The organism is Streptomyces sp. NPDC107522 (assembly GCF_055657525.1).
On record NZ_JBVKAU010000003.1, the window covers coordinates 523192 to 540754 of the forward strand.

Sequence of the window (17563 nt, forward strand, 5' to 3'; positions counted from 1 at the left end):
TCTCGACCGCCAACCGGCCCGCTGGCTCCATTACTTTGGCTCACCGAGTCATTGGTACGTCCACCAGCCGTTACCGAGCCGGCCGTGCCGGTGGCATCTGCCCCACTGGCACCACCAGAGCGTGCAAGCTCTTCACTTGGCATGACCGGCGTGCGCGGCAACACAGCCTTGGGCGGCGGCGGAAACACTGGCTTCTCCAACCCGTCCATCTGCTCCGCAGACAGCGTGTAGGACTCCCCGAGCTTCTTCATCTGCCGAGCAGCCTCTTGCCGCTCTGCCTCCCGCTTGGCCAGGACCATCTGAATGTCCTGGGTGGAGTCGCGGGTGACGGAAGCCGAATCCGGGTCCTTGGGCGTCGCCTTCGCCGCTTCCAGATTCGCCTGCGCCTTGCTCAGGGTGGACTGGCCGTACTTCGTGTCCCGGGGGATCGACGCCTGGACGCTCGCGATCGTGCCGGCGGCCTCCTGGAGCCACTTCGAGGCGCCTTCGCTGTAGTCCGCCAGCCGCAGCGTCGCGTTCGCGAGGTCTGCGCTCCAGCTGCGGAACGCGTCGGCGCCCTCGCCCTTCCAACTCACCCACTGCGGGCGCGTCTTCAATTCCTCGCCGACCTTCTTGATCTCCGCGCCCACCCGCAAGAGCTTGGCCGCGGCGATGATGACCGTATTGGCGTCGGCCTGATCCAGCCAGGCGAGCATGTCCTCGTGGCTCATGCTCTCGAACGACGTCTTGCCGCCGCCCCTGCCCTTGTCGCCCATCTCGTCTCCCCGTTGTCCCCGTTTGTGTCCGCGTGATGCCTAACCAGCCATCATCAGAAGCCCGACGCCCCGGACGTGTCGCCACTTCCCGAGGCAGCGCCCGGCTTCGCGGTCTCCTCACCCGGCGCTCCCGTAACCTGCGGCTCGTAGCTTCCGCCGTAGTGCTCGGTCGTGTCCTTGCTGATCGCCAGCATGCGCTGGCTGACCTCCGCGTCCACGTTCTCGTAGCCCTTGTGCGAGGCCAGGACCGCGATGCTCATGCCCTCGATGGAGCCGGTGAGGAGCTTGGAGAGCTTCTCCAACTCCGAGATCACTGTCTCGTACGAGGAGAAGAGGCTGGTTGCCTCAGCCCAACCACCCGCTCCACCACCGAAGTTGGCTCTCGATATCGCGTCCTGTCCGACCTGCTTCGGACCGGCGGGGCCTTCCCGCAGGTCACGCAGGAGCGCGTCGATGCGGTCTCGGAACTTCGTGAAGGACTGCAACTCGGTGATCACATCACCTACGGCCGAAACGGCTGACTGGAAGGCCCCCTCGACGCCGAATGCTGCCGCGCCCAGCGATGCTGCTGCTCCTCCCAAATGACCCGCCGCCCATGCGGTTGGGTCCGCCACCGGCGCGTCGATCGGCACGTCGTCCGCCACAGCATCCTCCCCGTTTAGCCAAAGCGTCAGGTTTCACTCTAGCTACGGGCACTGACAATTCGTACACCTTCTTTGCGCCTGCAAGTGTGCGCACAAACGGACAAGTTGGGCGCAGTCGGTCGCAACTGAACGTCACGAATTCGTGACAGACGCTGTCGTCGCCGACGCCACCGATGGCCGAAAGGTGTACTTATGGGCCGATGGCCTGGCAGGAGCGGATGGAGCCACTCCGCACGGAGCACGGCGAACCAGCGGACAGCACGAGCGACACGCACTGGGTCCAGGCCGAAGTGCCGCATCCCACTCGACGTCAGTTTCCTTGATGCGAATGCGGAGCGCTCTCAAGAAGTGCCACTTGTGAGCCTGCTCCGGAGCGACGGTGCAACGTCGCTCCGGAGCAGGTGGTCCACCTTCCCCGCCTTGATGTCGAGGATGAGCGCGCGGAGGGCTTCGCGAGTGTCCGCGAGGTAGGAGTCCTCGGCGCCGGCTATGGCGATGTAGGCGTTGCCGTCGGGGTCGGTGCCGAGGCGGAAGCAGTTGTTGCCCTCACCGCAGAACGGCTCTTCCCACGTGATGCGATCCTTCACGACGTCTCCTACAGTTCTCGGGCGATCTTGTGGATGACGTCACGTGATGCTTCCGGATTCATTGCTGCGGCGTCCATCCAGTCCAGATGCGCACGGTACTTCGTGAGCTGGGCCTCGGCATGGGTGAATTCCGGACCGTGCGCCGAGTCCAGCTGCACAGTGTCGAGTTGGGGTACAGGCCGTCGGCATGGAGCAGCGCGTGTCCCGCGCCGGGGAACCCGCCCTTGGATGTCGGAATCACACGGACCTCGATGTTCTGTCGCTCTGACTGGGCAGCCAGATGCTTCAGCTGCTCCTGAGTCGCTTCCGTGCCGCCGTAGGGCATACGCAGCGCGGCTTCGTGGACGTAGGCGATGTACGGGAGCGGGTCCGGCCGTTCGAAAACCTGCTGGCGCTCCATGCGGTGCGCGACGCGCAGCTCGATCTCCAGTCGGCTCAGCGGTGGCAGTACGGCAGCGAAGACGGCGCGGGCGTATTACTCGGTCTGGAGCAGGCCAGGGACATGCATGACCTGAGCCGTGCGGACGCGGGCGGCATGCCACTCCAACTCGGCGATGTCCAGGAGCCCTGAGGGCAGCGTCCCTCGGTGACGTTCCCACCATCCGCGCTCCTTGCCAGCCGCCATGGCCACCAGAGCATCGAGGTAACCGCCGTCCATGCAGGCGTAGTTGCAGGCCAGGGTGCGGACGCGTTCCGGCGAAAAGGGCCGGATGCCCGTCTCCATGTTGGACAGCCGCGTCCTGTCGACCCCCAGTAGGCCCGCGGCGTACTCCGTGGTGACACCTGCCGCCAACCGCATCTTACGCAGCACGCCGTACGCATCGGAGTCATGGACAACCACCCGGAACTCCCCGACCCCTTGCCCTGCACCCCGGACCAGGACTTCGGTCGGCGCCTGTACCTGGTGGAAGCGCTGGCGGACGTGTGGGGCCGCTATCCCGTGATCGGTCGCTCCCGGGCGCCTGGCTGGAAGGTGGTGTGGTTCGAGCTGTCCGAAGCCGCACGAAAGTGAAGCCGCTCCGGGAAAGGCGGATCCGTGCCACTCCGTACCGCAGTGCCCCCTGGCGTCATGGGCTGCCGGTGGCATAGATCTGCCCAACTCTTCCTCATACGCCCCAGATGGGCCGCGCTCAGAGGCGGCTCCAGGGGCGGAGTCAAGTCGCGTACGTGCTGGAGAGATCAAGGGCTCCCTCAAATAGCGCCCCTGAACCGAGAACTGGGTACGCCTTCTGAGTACGAGCGCTCAAGGCATGACCGGGCAGGTCCGTGAGGCTGGGGCCATGACAACGCCGTACCCTCCGCCTCCGCAACAGCCGCAGTACCAGCCCATGACACCTGCGGCCGGCTTCTCGCCGCCTCCCCCGCCCGGGCAGCCGCGGCGGCGCCGAGGACTGGTGGCCGCTGTGGTCGCGGTGGTGGTGCTCGTCCTGGCCAGTGGTGGCTTCGCCGTGTGGCGGGTCGTCTACGGCGATGACGGTGGGCCGCTGGCAGGGCGACCGCGAGTGGCTGACAGCGACGCCGGGATCTCGTATGCGATTCCCGAGGGGTGGAAGCGGAAGGAGGGGAAGCTCATCGGCGCCTTCACCTCCACGATCAGCCAGGAGCACGCCGACGACGAGAGCGGCAGCGCAGTCGTGGCCGGGGGTGGTGAGGGCGTCAGCAAGGACAAGCTGGGGCCCTCCACCGAGCGCTGGGCGCGGTCCAACGCCGAGTTCTTCTTCCCGTACGGCACCACGACCGAGGAGGAGTCACGGGCGATCACCGTTGACGGGCGGCTGGCTCACACGGTGGTGCTGAACGTGTCGGACAGCGACACCGGTACGGGGCGTCTGCGCTGACCGTCATCGCCGTGGACGACAGCCGCGTGGCCTTCCTCATCGGCATCACGACCGGACCCGATGGGACCGCCGAGCGGAAGACCGGGCAGGAGACCGTCGACGCCGTGCTGCAGAGCGCATCCGTCGAAGCCGGATGAGGGGGACCTGTCCTGCTGCGAGAGGACACACCGGGCGGCTCGGTGGCTATGGGCCATGGGAGGGGGCTGCAGACGGCCCGCCGGGGCTGGCGACCTCCGCTGGGAGAGGTCTCCGGATGGCGACACGTCACGCCGCGTGATCCTCAAACGCGACCGTGTTGTTCCCGCCGGACACCACGTGCAGGTCCACCGTGACATCGAGAGCCGTCGCGATCCTGACCAGCAGGTCCGCTGTGATGGGGAGCATTCCGCCGAGCTCGACGGCCTCCACTTCTTCGGCGCTCAGTCCAAGACGCTCACCCAGAGCAGGCTGCGTCAGCCCGAGGGCCGTGCGGCGGTCGTACACCAGCTGTCCCAGTTCGTGCGCCAGCCGGATCTGCTCACGCTCCGCGACCACCTCGGGCGGCTCGACGTAGCCCTTGGCGGCTCGACGTTCCCGTGACAGCTTCCAGCGGGTGTGGTTCACAGCTCCTCCCGGAACTCGCGAGTGAACTCGTCATGTGCGGCACCATGCTCAGCCTCGCACAGCTCTTTCGCCAGCTTGGCACGCTTGACCTCCGCCTCCTCCTGCATCCTGGTCTTCCGGAAGACCGTGAGCAGGATGATCCGCCGATCAGGCGCCAGCCAGTACGTCACCCGCATAGCCTTACTGCCCAGTATGAACCGCAGCTCACGTACGCCCTCGCCCAGGTTACGAGAGTGCGGCTCGCCCAGAGTCGTCGGAAAGGCGGCAAGAAGCTCTGCCTTCTCCTCCGCTTGACGGTATTGCTGCGGGGGGAGGCTCTCCAGCCAGGACCTCACTTCTGGTTCCAGCTCGATCACGTACGAATCGATCACTCCGTGAACGTAGGTGATGCCACACGGTGAACGTCCCGTCTCGGGAGTGCCTTCACTCATACGAGCGCCCACCCCCAGGTTCGCAGGCGCCGCCATCGCCTCCATCAGGGGCACCGCCTTCAGATGCTGCCTTCCCCGGCGTCCGAGCCCGGCCCGAAGTGACCGGACCAGGCAAGCAGCTCTTGCAGGTCCCGTACGAGAATCAGGTCGTAGCGGCCGAGGGCGGACAGGTTCTCGAAGATCCGTCGTGCCGTTGCCTCTTGGCGTTCCAGATTCGAGTCGAAGTCCCGGACGGTGAACAGCGAGTCGTACCGCTCGAAGGGCATGCCATGGTCGTCCTCGTACTCGTGGGTGAACTCCACCTCGACCGCCGCGTGCCCGACGTTTCCCGCATAGTCGACGAACTCGGCGTCCACCGGCGTCATCTCGACATCGCATGCCTCCGCGATGTCATGGACGAGTTGCTCTCGCGGAAATCCAGGACGAAGGAAGACGTAGTGGTATTCACTCATGCGACGCGACACTCCTAAGGCCAACGAATATTGTAGCCATCACCAATGATTCGAATTGAGTTCATGCGACCCGGCGGATTGTTGCGCAGGAACCTCTCCAACCCCTCTCGCGCCCCGCTCTCCTCGAGGCCGCTCCCGCGTGCATCGACGACCGCATCATGCGCCTGCTTCTTGGCAGTGTTCAGCGTGTTCTTGACGGAGTTCGGTGCAGCACCGGGATCCAGAGTCTTGAACTCCGTAGGTACGCCGTCCACGATGGCGTCGGGTGTCTTCCGGCCGTCCACCACGGACTCCTTGAGCGCCTTGACGCTCCTTCCTTCCGTCTGCAGCGTCTCAGCGATTCTGCGTTCCTTGGGACTGAACGGCTTCTCGGACTCGTCGATGGAACCGTCCCGGGATTTGCCGGTATCCCCCTCCTCCGATCCCCCTTCTCCACCTGCCCCGCCTCCGCCGGCAGCCGCGGCCGCCATGAGGGCGATACCGGCGATGCCGAGGCGCGCAGCCGCGGCCACAGCCTGTGCGGTGAGGCCTCCGGCCGCTCCGCCTCCGGCGAGGGCGAAGCCGGCTCCTGGTGGAAAGAGGGCGAGAAGGGAGAGGAGGAGAAGGGCGAAGCCGAGGTAGATGAGGAAGCGATCGAGGGCTTCCAGCAGGTGCGCGGCGGGGATTGCCTTTCCGTCGGCGCCGGCGGCGCCCAGGCTTCGCCAGAGGAGGAGGGTTCCGGTCGCAGCGGAACCCAGCGCTGATCCGGTGCGGAAACGGTGGGTGGCCAGTTGTTCGCCCAGGGGGTGGGTGGTCGCTCGGTGCCAGGTGCGGAGCAGTGTGGCCAGCAGCCAGGTGATCCACATCAGGGCCGCTATGGCGAAGGCCCGCAAGATATTCGGGCCGGGGCCCGTCGTGAAGTAGTCCTGTAGTTCGGCTGTCGACTTGAACGAGCCGACGCCGAGGAAGAGAACGGACGGGAGCACGAGAACGCAGGGGACGAGGATCAGGAGCCGTCTGCGGCGGGGCGCGCCCACGGCGGATCGGAATGCCCTGACCTGGTCCCGTATCGAGGCCGCGTGCCGCCATGAGTGTGTGTTGTCCGTGGCATCGATTCGGGCGGCGATTTCGGCCACTGAATGGTGTAAGGGCTCGTCGGTGTGGAGGGTGGCCGTGGGAGCCGTGCGGGAGTAGCAGAGGGAGCGGCGCAGGCGTATGAAGCGCAGGGCTATCAGTGGGGTCCATGGAAAGCACCGAGACGCATAGCGGATCAGCACCGCCGCGGAGTCACCGTCCGTCCGCTCCGCCGCCAGCAGTACGCCGGGGAGGCGCCGCTTGCCGCGGTGCAGGCAGGCCAGATCTGCCGTCATCGCCAACAGCAGTGCCAGCAGGGGTGCGGCCCACAGCTTGCCGTTCAGGTTCTCCAGCCACTGGCCGGACTCACCGCCCGCGTGGCCGGCTGCGTAGTTGTTGAGGGTGTGGTGGGCCACTGCTGCGCCGAAGGGGATCAGCGCGAGTGGCTTCAACCGGACTCGCGCCCGCAACAGGATGCCAACCGCCAGACCGGCCAGAGCCGTCCATGTGAGGTGCGTGAACGTCGGGACCGTGACCTCGCCTGTCCGACCCAGGTTCAGAGCGGCCGCCGGGGCCGGGAGCCAGGAAGTGAACACCTCACCGGGGCCTGGGATGTAGGGCGCCGAGAGGCTGTCCGGAACGATCCAGCCGCCGTGGCGGGCGAGGGCGCGGTCCGCGTCCAGGGAGTAGCGCAGGAGTGCTTCCAGCAGGCCGAAGCCTGCGCCGAGGGCGGCTCCGAGGATCGTGAAGTCCGTCAGACCCCATTGGCGACGGACCTTTGCGTACAGGCCTGCCAGCAGCAGAGGGCCGGCCTTCAGCAATTCCTCCGCCCATGGAGCCGTGGTGTAGGCGGTGGTGTTCACGACCTCGGAGAGCGAGCGGCCGGTTTGCGCGGCGATCGTTCTTGTGTAGGTGAGTTCCAGGAGTGCGGTGGCCGTTCCGCAGACGTAGACACCTACGAGGACCGTCAGCAGAACCGTGGTAAGGCGTACGGAACGCGTTGGCCAGGAGAGCGCGAAGAGTTGTACGACGCCATAAAGTGCCGCGGCCGACATCAGTACGGTCACGCGTGTCTCCCCCGTCGTGTCGGGTCAGCCTTCCGAGCGCGGGAACGACACCTCCACCCTTCGGTTCTTCTTACGGCCGGCTTCCGTCGCGTTGGAGGAGATCGGGTACTGCTCGCCGTAGCCCCGTACCTCGTACGTGATCGTGGAGTCGTTCAGCTCCGATTCCAGGATTCCCTGTACGGCATTCGCACGCTTCCGGGACAGCACGTCGCCGTGGGCCGAGGAGCCCAGGTTGTCGGTGAAGCCGAAGACGCGGATGCGCGTTGCGTTCTGGGTTTTGATCTCTTCCGCGATGGATGAGATACGGGCCTTCGCCTCGCCGGTCAGCTTTGCGCTGTCCTTGGGGAAGAGCACCTCTGCCTGGAGCGCGAACTTCACGTCCGTGTTCGTGTCTTCCCGGCGTTCCTCGCCGGCCTGGTCCTCGACCACCTGCTTGATGTCCAGGACCTTGGGTTCGGCGAGCGTGGCGCCTTCCGGGAGTTTGAGGTCGGGGTCGTTCGCGTCGACTTCGACGGGCGCGGAGGCCGTCGCCTCGGTGCCGGGTGGGACGCTGGGGTCGTCGGCGGCGTCGGCTGTTGTGGCGCCGAGGATGTTGGTGGCGACGAGGACTGTGACTGCGGTGAGGGTGAGGGTTAGGCGGGGGGTGCGGGTCATGGTCGGCCTCACCCGGAGATCGTGATGTCGGCCGGAGCGAACATGGGCAACTGGAAGGAGACCTCGGTCGTGTCATTGGGCGGTGCCGGGAACTGCATGAACACTGGGATGGTCTCGCCGGACTTGATGGACGTGACGCCCGTCGTGGTGAGAGGACGACCGTCCGTGTCCCGGAGGACGTAGTAACGCTTCTTGCCCTTGGCATCGACCAGCGTGGCGCCGCCGAAGGACCGCCCGTTTCTGAGGATCTCGGTCTCGTTGCCGCTCAACTGGGCAGGGAGCGACAACACCTTGTCGGCGTCGCTCTTCAAAGTCCCGCTCACAGTGACAAATCCGCCAGTGTCCCGCGTGGCGGAAGTCAGCTGGAGCAAGAGACCGTTGGGGCCCTTCAACTCGGCCAGCGGCTCCTCCGCCTGGCCCTCCTGAGCACTCGGATCGGAACCACTGCTCTTGGGAGCCGACGTCGACGCCTCCGGCTTCTTGTCATCGTCTCCACTGCCGCAGCCGGCCACGCCCACGATCAGGCCGGCCGCAACAGTCAGCGCGACCATCCCCCTGCGCGCCCTCGTAGTGCACCGAATGCTCATGCCTCTGTTTCCTTCGTCACTCGTCGATCGCTTGTCAGTCGGCCAGGTGGACGTCGAAGAGGTCCTCGGGCTCCGGCATAGTGGTCGGGTCATCCGGATCCGGATCCAAGGTCGTGTCCCCGCAGGTCAGTTGCGGCAGTACGTCGTCCCCCGCGTCCTCTCCCGGGAGCTCGAACTCGCAGAGCGACTCGATCACGGCGGTGGCTGTCGCTTTCGAGTGCGTGTTTTCAGTGCCGGGCACGATGGAGTCACCGACGGGTTTCGTGGTCTTGACGTCGACCTCGTAGCCCGGGGGCAGTCCGAACGTCGGCGTGCAGTCCGCCGTAGCGTCATTCTGCGCTGCCAGCTGTTCTGCGCGTCCGCACCCGTCGAACACCACACCCTCACCGTCGAAGATTCCCTGCCACTTCGTCGGGTCGAGTATGTTCTCCAGCCACTCGTCCGTGAGCTTGTCCCGGGTGTCCAGGGCCGCCGCGAGCGCTGCCGCGTCAGCTGCTGTCTGGGCACCGTTCCGATTTGCTGCGGCTTGGCCGACCGCAAGGTAGGCGAACGCGAGAAAAAGCAGGCCAGCCACCACCGTGATGTAGATGGGGAAGGCCTGCCCTGCGTCGCCGTATCTACGAGGTCGCATCAGCCGCCGGTGACTTCGAGGATCTTGTCGGTGATCGCGTTGTAGATCGTCTGACCGATGTCCGTCCCCGTAATCGCCAGCACGATCGCCACCACCACCGCAACGATCCCCAGATACTCCACCGCCGTCTGCCCCCTGTCGTCGCGAGCAGTCCGGGAGCGGAGGTGTGCGACGGTGGTGTGGATCCAGTTGCTCATGGTGTTCCCCTCTGGTGTCCGGCGATCGGTGAGCGCTGGGCTCGCAAGTCTCGAGAGAAGTCTTGCGAGAAAAGTAAGCGGGAATACCCGAAACACCAGAGGGTCCCTGCGCCCAATTCCGGGCCCTGGCCGAAAACCATCGCTGTGCCATCGCCGTCAGCTCCGTCCTGGGTGTGAACCCGGCGCCGTGCCAAGCCACTTCGCGGTGGCCTGGGTCCGGCTGGTGCTGTGGAGTTTGGCGAAGATGCGGTTGATGTGGTTCTTGACCGTCTTCTCGCTGATGAAGCAGGTGGCGGCGATCTGCTGGTTGTTCAGGCCGGCTGCGATGAGGTCCATGATCTCCGCCTCCCTCCTGCTCAGCTGGAACCGTGACCTGTATGACGACGACTGTCCCACATCTGGTTGCACTTGCGAAAGTCGTTCCGGGTAATTGCCTGTAGCAGTTGGGAGTTCGGTGTTTGCTTGCGCGAGGTATGCCACTGTCCTGGGGGTGATGTCCCGTACGGCCTCCACCAGTTCGTCCGCCGTGAACTCACCGTGCATCACCACGGGAGCGATGCGCCCGAGGTCCTGGAGTGCCGTGATGCCGTCCATGCCCGGCACGGATGCGCCCAGGAGGATCACGTCGGGGCGGTGGCGGCGGGCCGCCTCGTAGGCCTCGTGGCCGTTCGTCGCCTCGGCTACGACTGTCATGTCCGCGTGGGCGCAGAAGAGGGCCCTCAGGTCCGCTCGGACCACGGGGTTGTCGTCCGCCAACACGAGCCGGAGGGGCGTGGCGGGCTGGAGCGGCTGCGACTCGTTCATGGGGTCGCCTCCGGCGTCGTCGTGGCCACCCCGGGCAGTTCGAGGCGAATCTCCTTGCCTTCCTCAGCGACATGCGTCAGCGACACGCCTGCCATACAGCCCTCCCCCTACTCCCCCGTCAGTGACCCGAAGTCCGTCCCCGACCCCAGCAGCAGCCCCGCCCCCAGCAGGATCATCGTCGCCGGCACCATGAACGTCGTGATCATCATCGTGGCCTTGGGCACCGCCCGGGCCGCCTTGCGGCGGGCGTTCTGGGCGTCGGTGCGGCGCATGTCCTTCGCCAGCGCCACCAGCGTGTCGACGATCGGCGCGCCCAGCTCCTCGCCCTGCTGGAGCGCGGTCACGAACATCGCCACCTGCTCGGAGTCGTTCCTCCGCCGCAGCTCCGCGAAGGCCTGGCGGCGGCTCATGCCCAGGTCCATCTGGCGGAGCGTGATGCGCAGTTCGTCGGCCCACGGGCCCTCGTATTTCGACGCCACCCGGTCCAACGCCTGGCGGAAGCCCAGTCCCGCGCTGACCACGACCGCGAGTACGTCCAGGAAGTCCGGCAGGGTTCGCTCGATCTCGTCCTTCCTCACTCTGATCGCCGACCAGATGCCCACCTCCGTCCAGAACGCACCGAAGGCCAGCAGGAGCAACGCCATCAGCAGCTGGCCGCGGAGCAGGAACACCAGGAAGCCGACCGCGCCCAGGAAGCCGTACACCGCCCGCCTGGCCGCGTAGCGGTCGATGGTCAGGCCGCCGGGGTTGCCCGCGAGGTCGATCTTGCGGCGGTACTTGGCCACCAGCTTCGGGCCCATCAGGCGCAGCACGGCGGGCGCGTAGCGCATGCCCAGGCGGTCGACGAGCGAGTCGACGGCGCCGGTGCGGGTCGCGCCGACCTCCAGGGCCAGCGCCAGATCGCTGGGCAGTTTCGCGTCCGCCCGGTACATGCGGATGCCGGCGAAGATGCCCCACACGCTCAGGGCCATCACCAGCGCCAGGAGCAGGCCCAGTTGTGCCAGTCCCATCGTCGTCGTCCTCCTTTCCCCTGCTTCAGGCCGACTCAGACATCGATCCGCGACATACGGCGGATCAGGATGAAGCCGACCGCGTACAGCCCGAACGCGATCAGCACCGCCGCCTGGCCGAGCGGCGAACCCGTCATGCGGTCCAGGGCACCGTCCTTCACGCCGTTCATCAGGAACAGCGACCCCACGCCCAGCACCGGGACCGCGTACGACGTCATGTTCACCTGGGAGAGCTGGGTACGGACCTCGCGCCTCGTCTCCTTGCGCTCCTCCAGCGTCTCCGTCAGGTTCCGCAGCGCGCTCACCACCTGGCCGCCCGCCCGGTTCGACAGCACCAGCGTCGTGACCAGGACGACCAGTTCACGGGACGGGAGGCGCTCGGCGAGATCGCCCAGGGCGTCGTCCATCGAGGCGCCCAGTGCCAGCTGGTGGGAGACCTTGGCCAGTTCCTCGCCCGCGGGAGCCTCCAGTTCCTCCGCGGCCAGGCCGATCGCCGTGCGGAGCGCGAGGCCGGCGTGGGCGGCGTTGGCCAGGATGCGGGCGAGTTCGGGGAGTTGGTTGATGAACTTCTCGATGCGCTTCTGGCGTTGCCAGTTGAGGAACTGGACCGCCGCCCACACGCCCAGCAGGCCCGCGATCGGGCCGAAGAAGGGCGCGAGGGTCGCCTGGCCGACCAGCCACAGGCCCGCCACCGCTGCCAGCATGTAGGCGAAGAACTCGCCGGGCGTCACGTCCAGGCCCGTTGCCGCCAGGCGCAGTTCCAGCTGTTTGCCGAGTTTCGTACGGCGCAGGCGGCGGTCCAGGTCGGCGAAGCGGCGTCGGCGGCCCCCGGCTCCGGTGATCTGGCCGGTGGCCGTCAGGCGGTCGACCAGAGCCTGGCGTTGGGCCCTGCCGGAGGCGTATGTGTGGATGCCGAGCACGACCAGGGTGCAGGTCAGCAGGACGACGCCGGTCGTGAGCGTGATGCGGGTCTGGAGGTCCAGAGCGACGGTCTGCAGCTCCATGGCGACGGCCTGCGGGTCCAGAGCGACGGTATGGGGTTCCATGGCAACGGGTTCCTACCTGGCTTCTCGGGTGGCGAGCTCGAGCGGGGACTGGGCGACGCCGAAGGCCTGGGGTATCGGCTGGCTCGCCATGTAGAGGCGGTCGGCGGTGCGGCGCGGGAGGGGGTAGTACGCGAAGGCGCCGTGGACGCGGCCGTCCGGCGTCATGGGCTGGGCGTTGAAGCGGGCCACCGTCGCCAGGCGGTACGGCTCGGCGCCGTGACTGTCCAGCACGGCGATCTCGGTGATCCGACGCGCCCCGTCCGGGAACCGGGTCAGCTGGATGATCACGTCCACCGCGCTGTTGATCTGGTCGTGCAGCGCCTCGAAGGGGACCGTCACGTCGGACATGGACGCGAGGGTCTTCAGGCGCATCAGGGCGTCCTCCGTGCTGTTGGCGTGCACGGTGGCGAGGGAGCCGTCGTGGCCGGTCGACATCGCCTGGAGCATGTCCAGGGACTCGCCGCCGCGGACCTCGCCGACGACGATGCGGTCCGGGCGCATACGCAGGGAGTTGCGGACCAGGTCGCGGATCGTCACCTGGCCCTTGCCCTCGACGTTGGGCGGCCTGGACTCCAGCCGGATCACATGGGACTGCTGGAGTTGGAGTTCGGCCGAGTCCTCGATGGTGATGATGCGCTCGCGCTCGGGGATAAGCCCCGACAACGCGTTGAGCAGCGTGGTCTTTCCCGTGCCCGTGGCGCCCGAGACGATGATGTTGAACTTGGCCTGCACCAGCCCGGCCAGCAGATACACCATGGGCTCGTCGAGCGAGCCGAGGCCGATCATCTCGTGCAGGGTGAAGGAGCGGGGGAAGCGGCGGATCGTCAGGGTCGCGCCGGTCAGGGACAGCGGCGGGATGATGACGTTCACGCGCTCGCCGGACGGCAGACGGGCGTCCACCATCGGGTTCGACTCGTCCACCCGCCGGTTCACCGTCGAGACGATCCGCTCGATCGTCTGCATCAGCTGGTCGTGGGAGGGGAAGCGCAGCGGCAACTGCTCCACGCGGCCCGCTCGTTCGACGAAGATCGCGTCCGGGCCGTTCACCATGATCTCGGTGATCGACGCGTCCTCCAGGAGTGGTTCGAGGATGCCGAGGCCGAGCGCCTCGTCGACGACCCTGCGGATCAGCTGCGCGCGCTCGACCGTCGACAGCACCGGGCCCTCACGGCTGATGATGTGGCCGAGGACCCGCTCCAGACGGGCCCGTCGCTCGGCCGCCGCCAGCGAGCTCATCTCCGCGAGGTCGATCTCCTCCAGGAGCTTGGCCCGGTACGAGGCGACCAGGTGCCCGTCCTCGCCCCGGCCGGCGGGCTCCTCGGGGGTGTTGATGCGTGACCTCAGGCTCATGTGGATCCTCGTTCAGTGGTCGAGCGGCATGGTCGCGGTCTTCTGGGCGGGGTCGAACTCCCAGCCGGGGACGATCGACGGGATCTCGACGGTGGCGGTGACGGTGACCTCGTCGCCGCCGCGCGCCTCGGCGCACTCGGTCCCATCGGCCAGCCAGCTGCTGACCGCGTTCTGACACCCCTCCGGGGCGGCACCGGCATCCAGCGAGGCCGCCCGCGCCCCCGCCCTGGCCGCCGTACCGGCCTGCTGAGCGGTGTAGGCGATGAGCCCGAGCTGCACGCCGGCCATGGCGACGAGGATCAGGATCGGGATGAACCCGAGGTACTCGATGGCGACCTGGCCGCGGTCGCGGACTTTCGCGCCGTACGACATCTCAGTCCCCCTTCTCCTCCTGTACGGCCCCGGCATGCCCGTCGACGGTGAACGGGAAGCCGATCGCGCCGGGGAACAGGACGGGCACCTCCAGGTACACGTCCGCGGTGGCATACCCGCCGCTCGCACCGCACTTCACCGTGGCGCCGCCCTCCCACGCGCCCGGCAGGTGTCGCAGCGCGGCCTCATGGCAACCCGCCTGTCCCTCGGACACCGCCCCGGCCCGCGCCCCCTCGTCCGCGGCGTTCCCGGCCAGGGAGTACGTGTAGCCGAGCAGCACGCACTGCCACAGCAGCACCAGGGTCAGGATGATCAGCGGGGTCATGCCGAGGAACTCGATGGTCACCTGACCCCGGTCGTCCCTGAGCCGCCCTCTCACCTCCCTATCTCCTTCCGCCGCCGGAACGTCAGCGCCGCCCGGTCCCCGCCCCGGGCCCTGCCGTTCCGCCGCTGGAGGGCCCCCTCCGTGCCCTTGACCAGCCCCAGCTCCCCGGCGAGCGCCCACAGGGCCTGCTTGACCGTCCCCTTGGCGTCCAGCTCGTGCACCCGGCCGGCGTCGATCGCGCCCTGGAGTTCCTTGTAGTTGGCGGGGATCGCGGTGGCGGCGATCCCCGTGCCGGTGATCTTCTGGATCAGGGCGGGCTGGATCTCCGCACCGCGCGAGTGGCGGTTGACGACGATCGTGGTCTCCTCGGCCTTGCGGATCTGGAGCCGGTCCCACATCCGTACGGTGCGTTTGGCGCCACGGACGGCGACCACGTCCGGGGTGGTGACGAGGAGCGCCGTGTCGGCCATCTCCACGGCGGCCGCGCTCGCGCCGGTCAGCTGGCCGCCGCAGTCGATGACGACGACCTCGTAGCGGGAGCGCAGGGCGCTGACGATGTGGCGGGCGGCCCGGTCGGTGACCTCCTCACCGCGCTCGCCGTCACCCGGGGCCAGTAGCAGCGCCACCCCCGTGTCGTGCCGGAAGACGGCGTCCGCCAGCACGCGCGGCGAGATGTCGCTGATGGCGGCGAGGTCGACGACCGAGCGGCGGAACTGGATGTCCAGGAAGGCGGCGATGTCCCCGGTCTGGAGGTCCATGTCGAGCAGGGCCGTGTCGCGCCCGGACGCCTGTGCGGCGAGGGCCAGTTGGATGGCCGTGAGGGTGGTGCCCACCCCGCCCTTCGCGCCGCTCACCGTGACGACGGTGCCGCCGACGCCGCTGAACACGTCCCCGCCCGCGCCCAGATGCCGCCGTACGCCCACCGACCACTGGGCCACCGCGTGGACCCGGCTGGCCAGCTCCTCGTAGTGCAGCGGCAGGGCGACCAGGCCCCGGGCCCCGTAGTCCATGGCGGCCTGGAAGAGGCCGGGACTCGCGTCGGAGGTCACGAGGATGACGCCGACCGCGGGGAAGCGCAGGGCGACCTCGCGGATGAGCTCCAGGGCCGGGACGGGGCCGATGCGTTCGTGGACGACGACGACCTCGGGCAGTTCGTCGATGGACTCGGCGGCCAGGCGCGCGAGGGTGTCGACGAGCTGGGTGGAGTCGGTGACCGGGGCCACCGGCTCGGCGTCGGGGAGCTGACTGAGCAGCGTCGTGAGGGAACGGACCGCGTCCGCGTCGCCGACGGCCGGGAGGATCCTCGTGGGCATAGGGCCTCTCACTTGTCCTTGGCGAGTTCGTAGGTACGGTCCGTCGCGGGGATGTCGGAGTCGCTCCCGGGTGCCACCAGGGCGAGCCGGACCTCGTCGGCGAACGACTCGGCGTAGGTGATGCGCTGGGCGTCGAGGGGGGTGAGGGCGAAGGTGATCGGGACGGCCTCGGTGGTCCGGCGGTTGCGGTCGTTCTCGTCGGGTTCCAGCGAGGTCAGCTTGCCCACGGCGATGACCCGGGCGTTCTCCACGATGAGCTTGGACTGGTCGGGGTCCGAGTCACGCTGCCCCTCGAAGGTGGCGTAGACGTTGACCTTGGCACCCGCGGTGATCTTGCCGGCGACCCCCGTCGCCGCGTCGATCATGATGGCGATCTCCTGCTCGCCCGACTTCAGGGCGGGCTGGTCGACGATCATGTCGCTCTGCAGCAGGGAGCCCTCGCGCAGGGTCGTGACGGCGATCTTGCCCTGGATCTCCCGGAGGTCGGTGACCGCGTTCTCGGACAGCCACCGCTCGGGCATCGAGATCTTCTCGAACTGGCTCGCGCTGAGCTGCGTGTAGGGGGCCACGCCCGACTTGACCCGGTACGCGGTGACCTCGGGCCCGACCTTGGACTTCACGTCGCTGATGACGGAGAGGACGCCGGCGAAGGCGCCGAGGGCGCAGACGACCGACAGGAGCAGGAGTATCACGCCGCGGCGCTGACGGGAGTTCATGAACCGTACAACCTCATTGGGGGAATCGGTCGGGAGCGGTCGGGTGGGGTCGGGGCGGCCAGGTCGGCCGGGGTCCCGTCAGCCGGCGCGGGCCGGTTGCTCGTGGGCGGGCGGGACGGCGGAGCAGAAGACGCAGCGGTCGCCGATGACGTCGATGCCGCACCAGTGACAGGAGTTCTGCCGTACGGAGGTGACCAGTTGGTAAAGCACCGACAGGTCGGGCAGATAGGCGCAGAACTCGATCAGCTTGGGCGTTCCCCACCAGGCCGCGGACTCGGCGGGCAGCGCCGCCTCGCGCAGGCCCTGCGGTCTCCAGGAGGGGGCGAGGGTGGCGGTGACCCAGTCGGACTGGAGTTGCCCCTTGGCGACCAGCAGCGACGTGCCGAACTCCGGGCCGGGCAGGGTGATGCCGGGGGCCATCCGGACCAGCTGGGGGGCCGGGTGGGCGAGGACGCCGAACTGGCTGCCGGGCACCCAGGACTTGGCGTGCGACTTGAGGTCGACGGGGATGCGGTCCAGCTTGGCGACGGAGCCGAGGAGGGCCCCGGCGTGGATGTAGTGGCTGAGCAGCCGCCCGGCCGAGGCGAGGACGCCGGGGCTGAGGTCGCAGGAGGCCAGCTGCCGCAACTGGCGGGCGAGTACGGCGAGTCCGAGCGGGGGCAGTTCGGGGCGGAACAGGGCGATCCGGTCGGTCTCCAGCAGGGACCGTACGGTGCGCAGCCGCTGCTCGACACCCCGGGGGACGGCCTGCGAGCAGACGACGATCACATGCCCGTGCTGTTCGATGAGCGCCTGCACGACCGCCAACGACCGCTCCAGCGGCTCCCGGTCGAGGTCCCGGAGCACGACGGCGGGCACGGTTCGCTCGTCCTGTGCCGGCAGCGCCATGTCGGCGCTGGTCACGGCAATGGCAGTTGGCACGCGCGGCTCCCCGATGACTTCATTGCGTGACTATTTGAGCACTGTATCCACGGCTCCATGGCCGGAGAACAGCTTCTCCCCAGCCGAGAAACAACTCCCCTCGCACAAGTCACGCCAAAACGGGGCAGGTTGCGCACACAATTTCTCCACCACCGGAATCCCTTGACATGCGAATTGGTCTGGACCAAGTTGTTCGGCATGCCTCTT

General features: G+C 67.8%; 23 protein-coding genes and 1 pseudogene. 4 read left to right on the plus strand and 20 right to left on the minus strand.

Translation table 11 applies throughout. The features are described 5' to 3' along the window. Positions 1 to 324: 324 nt before the first annotated feature. On the plus strand, positions 325 to 495 hold the full coding sequence (locus ACZ7L6_RS12505; RefSeq protein WP_471922777.1) for a hypothetical protein: 171 nt from the start codon (positions 325 to 327) through the stop codon (positions 493 to 495). Positions 496 to 808: 313 nt separating this feature from the next. Here ACZ7L6_RS12505 and ACZ7L6_RS12510 read toward each other — a convergent pair whose 3' ends face one another. The 3 genes and pseudogenes from ACZ7L6_RS12510 to ACZ7L6_RS12520 form a co-directional block, all read right to left on the minus strand. After that, positions 809 to 1252 carry a hypothetical protein gene (locus ACZ7L6_RS12510; RefSeq protein ID WP_471922779.1) on the minus strand — a complete coding sequence of 148 codons (444 nt, stop codon included), beginning with the start codon at positions 1250 to 1252 and terminating at the stop codon, positions 809 to 811. A 488-nt stretch (positions 1253 to 1740) separates the two neighbouring features. Next, positions 1741 to 1986, minus strand: coding sequence for a hypothetical protein (locus ACZ7L6_RS12515; protein WP_471922781.1), 246 nt, complete (start codon positions 1984 to 1986; stop codon positions 1741 to 1743). Between the two features lie 8 nt (positions 1987 to 1994). Continuing rightward, positions 1995 to 2785 (minus strand): annotated as a pseudogene (locus tag ACZ7L6_RS12520) (helix-turn-helix domain-containing protein). A gap of 30 nt (positions 2786 to 2815) precedes the next feature. On the opposite strand from ACZ7L6_RS12520, the gene ACZ7L6_RS12525 reads away from it, so the two are divergent. The 3 genes from ACZ7L6_RS12525 (at position 2816) to ACZ7L6_RS12535 (ending at position 3961) form a co-directional block, all read left to right on the plus strand. Beyond that, a complete protein-coding gene (locus tag ACZ7L6_RS12525; RefSeq protein WP_471922783.1) occupies positions 2816 to 2998 on the plus strand; it encodes an ATP-binding protein in 183 nt (60 codons plus the stop codon). 268 nt (positions 2999 to 3266) lie between these two features. Further along, positions 3267 to 3824, plus strand: coding sequence for a hypothetical protein (locus ACZ7L6_RS12530; RefSeq protein ID WP_471922785.1), 558 nt, complete (start codon positions 3267 to 3269; stop codon positions 3822 to 3824). 11 nt (positions 3825 to 3835) lie between these two features. Continuing rightward, on the plus strand, positions 3836 to 3961 hold the full coding sequence (locus ACZ7L6_RS12535) for a hypothetical protein (protein WP_471922788.1): 126 nt from the start codon (positions 3836 to 3838) through the stop codon (positions 3959 to 3961). Between the two features lie 127 nt (positions 3962 to 4088). Here ACZ7L6_RS12535 and ACZ7L6_RS12540 read toward each other — a convergent pair whose 3' ends face one another. The 17 genes from ACZ7L6_RS12540 to ACZ7L6_RS12620 form a co-directional block, all read right to left on the minus strand. Then, the gene (locus ACZ7L6_RS12540; protein WP_471922791.1) at positions 4089 to 4427 is read right to left on the minus strand and encodes a helix-turn-helix domain-containing protein; all 339 of its coding nucleotides are present in this window, start codon (positions 4425 to 4427) and stop codon (positions 4089 to 4091) included. Then, positions 4424 to 4798, minus strand: a complete 375-nt coding sequence (locus ACZ7L6_RS12545; protein ID WP_471922793.1) for a type II toxin-antitoxin system RelE/ParE family toxin — start codon at positions 4796 to 4798, stop codon at positions 4424 to 4426. The genes ACZ7L6_RS12540 and ACZ7L6_RS12545 overlap by 4 nt, the downstream gene beginning before the upstream one ends. 119 nt (positions 4799 to 4917) lie before the next feature. Continuing rightward, a complete protein-coding gene (locus ACZ7L6_RS12550) occupies positions 4918 to 5310 on the minus strand; it encodes a hypothetical protein (protein WP_471922795.1) in 393 nt (130 codons plus the stop codon). Between the two features lie 14 nt (positions 5311 to 5324). After that, positions 5325 to 7430: a CdiA C-terminal domain-containing protein gene (locus ACZ7L6_RS12555; RefSeq protein ID WP_471922797.1), complete on the minus strand. Its 2106-nt coding sequence runs from the start codon at positions 7428 to 7430 to the stop codon at positions 5325 to 5327. A gap of 24 nt (positions 7431 to 7454) precedes the next feature. Beyond that, positions 7455 to 8084 (minus strand): OmpA family protein, encoded by a 630-nt coding sequence (locus tag ACZ7L6_RS12560; protein WP_471922799.1) that lies wholly within the window; start codon positions 8082 to 8084, stop codon positions 7455 to 7457. Positions 8085 to 8092: 8 nt separating this feature from the next. After that, positions 8093 to 8671 (minus strand): hypothetical protein, encoded by a 579-nt coding sequence (locus ACZ7L6_RS12565; RefSeq protein WP_471922801.1) that lies wholly within the window; start codon positions 8669 to 8671, stop codon positions 8093 to 8095. Positions 8672 to 8705: 34 nt separating this feature from the next. Beyond that, positions 8706 to 9302: a pilus assembly protein TadG-related protein gene (locus ACZ7L6_RS12570; RefSeq protein WP_471922803.1), complete on the minus strand. Its 597-nt coding sequence runs from the start codon at positions 9300 to 9302 to the stop codon at positions 8706 to 8708. Next, positions 9302 to 9499, minus strand: coding sequence for a hypothetical protein (locus ACZ7L6_RS12575; RefSeq protein WP_471922806.1), 198 nt, complete (start codon positions 9497 to 9499; stop codon positions 9302 to 9304). Before ACZ7L6_RS12575 ends, ACZ7L6_RS12570 begins: the two co-directional genes overlap by 1 nt. A gap of 156 nt (positions 9500 to 9655) precedes the next feature. Continuing rightward, complete coding sequence (locus tag ACZ7L6_RS12580; protein WP_471922809.1) at positions 9656 to 10303, minus strand: response regulator transcription factor; 648 nt, start codon at positions 10301 to 10303, stop codon at positions 9656 to 9658. A gap of 107 nt (positions 10304 to 10410) precedes the next feature. Then, on the minus strand, positions 10411 to 11298 hold the full coding sequence (locus ACZ7L6_RS12585) for a DUF5936 domain-containing protein (RefSeq protein ID WP_471923381.1): 888 nt from the start codon (positions 11296 to 11298) through the stop codon (positions 10411 to 10413). 50 nt (positions 11299 to 11348) lie between these two features. After that, positions 11349 to 12296 (minus strand): type II secretion system F family protein, encoded by a 948-nt coding sequence (locus ACZ7L6_RS12590; protein ID WP_471923383.1) that lies wholly within the window; start codon positions 12294 to 12296, stop codon positions 11349 to 11351. Between the two features lie 75 nt (positions 12297 to 12371). Continuing rightward, positions 12372 to 13709 carry a CpaF family protein gene (locus ACZ7L6_RS12595; protein ID WP_471922811.1) on the minus strand — a complete coding sequence of 446 codons (1338 nt, stop codon included), beginning with the start codon at positions 13707 to 13709 and terminating at the stop codon, positions 12372 to 12374. Positions 13710 to 13721: 12 nt separating this feature from the next. Next, positions 13722 to 14081, minus strand: a complete 360-nt coding sequence (locus ACZ7L6_RS12600) for a TadE/TadG family type IV pilus assembly protein (RefSeq protein ID WP_471922813.1) — start codon at positions 14079 to 14081, stop codon at positions 13722 to 13724. Between the two features lies 1 nt (position 14082). Next, positions 14083 to 14406, minus strand: coding sequence for a pilus assembly protein (locus ACZ7L6_RS12605; protein ID WP_471923385.1), 324 nt, complete (start codon positions 14404 to 14406; stop codon positions 14083 to 14085). 50 nt (positions 14407 to 14456) lie between these two features. Next, positions 14457 to 15719, minus strand: a complete 1263-nt coding sequence (locus ACZ7L6_RS12610) for an AAA family ATPase (RefSeq protein WP_471922815.1) — start codon at positions 15717 to 15719, stop codon at positions 14457 to 14459. Positions 15720 to 15727: 8 nt separating this feature from the next. Then, positions 15728 to 16435 (minus strand): Flp pilus assembly protein CpaB, encoded by a 708-nt coding sequence (gene cpaB / locus ACZ7L6_RS12615; RefSeq protein WP_471922819.1) that lies wholly within the window; start codon positions 16433 to 16435, stop codon positions 15728 to 15730. A gap of 78 nt (positions 16436 to 16513) precedes the next feature. After that, the gene (locus ACZ7L6_RS12620) at positions 16514 to 17323 is read right to left on the minus strand and encodes a hypothetical protein (RefSeq protein ID WP_471923387.1); all 810 of its coding nucleotides are present in this window, start codon (positions 17321 to 17323) and stop codon (positions 16514 to 16516) included. Positions 17324 to 17563: the final 240 nt, after the last annotated feature.